This is a genomic window from Elioraea sp. (genome assembly GCF_051860475.1).
In the GTDB taxonomy this organism is placed as follows: Bacteria; Pseudomonadota; Alphaproteobacteria; order Acetobacterales; family Acetobacteraceae; genus Elioraea.
The window spans coordinates 1-2,098 of record NZ_JBHYDW010000270.1; the positions used below are offsets into that span (position 1 = coordinate 1).

Genomic DNA, 2,098 nt, shown 5'->3' on the forward strand with positions numbered 1-2,098 from the left:
GGGGGCGGGGGCGGGGGGTGGGGGGGGGGGGGGGGGGGGGGGCCCCCCCCCCCCCCCCCCCCACTGATTTCTTCCCTACTCCGCCTGCGCGCTCGCCTCCGACCGCACGCCCTTCACGCGGCTTGCCAGCGAGGCGGCCATGAAGTCGTCGAGATCCCCGTCCAGCACTGCCTGCGGATTGCCCTTCTCCACGCCCGTGCGCAGATCCTTCACCATCTGATACGGCTGTAGAACATACGAGCGGATCTGATGCCCCCAGCCGATGTCGGTCTTCTCCGCCTGCGCGGCCGCCGCGGCCTCCTCGCGCTTGCGCAGTTCCAGCTCGTAGAGCCGCGCCTTCAGCATCTCCATCGCGATCGCGCGGTTGCGGTGCTGGCTGCGGTCCTGCGTGCTCGCCACGACGATCCCGGTCGGGAGGTGGGTGAAGCGCACGCCGGAATCGGTCTTGTTGACGTGCTGGCCGCCGGCGCCGGAGGCCCGGAACGTATCGGTCCGGATATCGGACAGGTTCACCTCGATCTCGATCGAATCGTCCACCACCGGCGAGACGCCGACCGAGGCGAAGCTGGTCTGGCGCCGCGCATTCGCGTCGAACGGGCTGATCCGCACCAGCCGGTGCACGCCGCTCTCGGTCTTGAGCCAGCCATAGGCGTTGGCGCCGATCACTTTGACTGTCGCGCTCTTGATCCCGGCCTGCTCGCCGTCGCTGCGGTCGATCAGCTCGACCTTGTAGCCGTGGCTTTCGGCCCAGCGCGTGTACATGCGCAGCAGCATCTCCGCCCAGTCCTGGGCATCGACGCCGCCGGCGCCGGCGTTGATCTCGACGATGGCGTCGTTGCCGTCCACCTCGCCCGAGAGCAGGCTCTCGAGCTCGCGCTTGCCGGCCTCGGCGACCAGGCGCTGGAGGTCGGCCTCGGCGGCGGCGAGCGTTTCCGCATCGCCCTCGGCCTCGGCGAGTTCGGCGAGCCCGTAGGCGTCCTCGGCCTCGCGCTCGAGCCGCCGCACAGCCTCGATCCCGGCAGCGAGGCGGTTGCGCTCACGCATCAGCTTCTGGGCGGCCTCGGCATCCGACCACAGCGCCGGGTCCTCGGCGCGGGCGTTCAGCTCATCGAGGCGGCGGGTGGCGGCATCCCAGTCAAAGATGCCTCCTCAGCAGACCTGCCGATGCGGCGATCTGCTCCTTCAACGCGATGATCTCGGCCTTCATCGGCCGCACACTCCCATGGTGACGTCGGCAGCGGGGCGCGTCAGTACAACCCGCCGAGCCCTGCGTCCAGCGCGGCCGCGGCGGGCCTGCCGCCGGCGCCGCCGATCACGCCGTCCGAGCCGCTCGCGCCGGGCTCGGTGCCGGGCTTGAACGCCTCGACGATCGCACCTGCCTCGCCCTGGCGCGCCGGCTCGCCGGTCTGCGGGTTCACCCAGACCATGCGTACGCCGCCTGGCACGCGGAACGGCAGGGCCGGACGGTCGGCCAGGGCCTCGCGCAGGAACTGGCCGAAGATCGGCGCGGCGACCAGGCCGCCCGTTTCGTTGTCGCGGCCCAGGCCGAGCGGGCGCGGCTCGTCGAAGCCGATCCACACGGCGACGACCAGTTCGGGCGTGAAGCCGACGAACCAGGCATCCAGCCAATCATTGGTCGTCCCGGTCTTGCCGGCGGCCGGGCGGCCGATATTCGCGCGTCCGCCGGTGCCGCGCTGGATCACGCCCTGGAGCATCGAGACCATCTGATAGGCCGAGGCCGGGTCGGTCGCACGCGCGCGGATGTCGGGCGGGTCGGGCGGCACCGCGCCGGGGGCGGGGTCGCCGCAGGTCTCGCAGGGGCGCGCATCGGCGCGGAAGATCACGCGTCCATTCCGATCCTGGACCGAGTCGATCAGGCTGGGATCGACCCGCATCCCGCCATTGACGAAGGCGGCATAGCCCGCGGCCATCCGCAGCACGGTCGTCTCGCCGGCGCCGAGCGCCATCGAGTAGTTGCGCTCCATGTTGTCGATCACGCCGAAGCGGCGCGCGACATCGGCGACATTGTCGAGCCCCACCCGCTCGGCGAGGCGGATGGTCATCAGGTTCTTCGACTTCTCGAGCCCGACGCGCATCG

2 protein-coding genes are annotated in these 2,098 nt (G+C 71.3%); both read right to left on the minus strand.

Features of this window, described 5'->3' with window-relative positions; translation table 11 throughout:
* Positions 1 to 75: 75 nt before the first annotated feature.
* A protein-coding gene (gene prfB / locus ACTIFU_RS23535) for a peptide chain release factor 2 (RefSeq protein ID WP_439580760.1) occupies positions 76 to 1,207 on the minus strand; the annotation gives its coding sequence in 2 pieces (ribosomal slippage) (positions 76 to 1,137 and positions 1,139 to 1,207; 1,131 coding nt in all).
* A 40-nt stretch (positions 1,208 to 1,247) separates the two neighbouring features.
* Positions 1,248 to 2,098 (minus strand): penicillin-binding transpeptidase domain-containing protein (locus tag ACTIFU_RS23540; protein WP_439580761.1); only part of this gene is annotated, 851 nt, incomplete at its 5' end.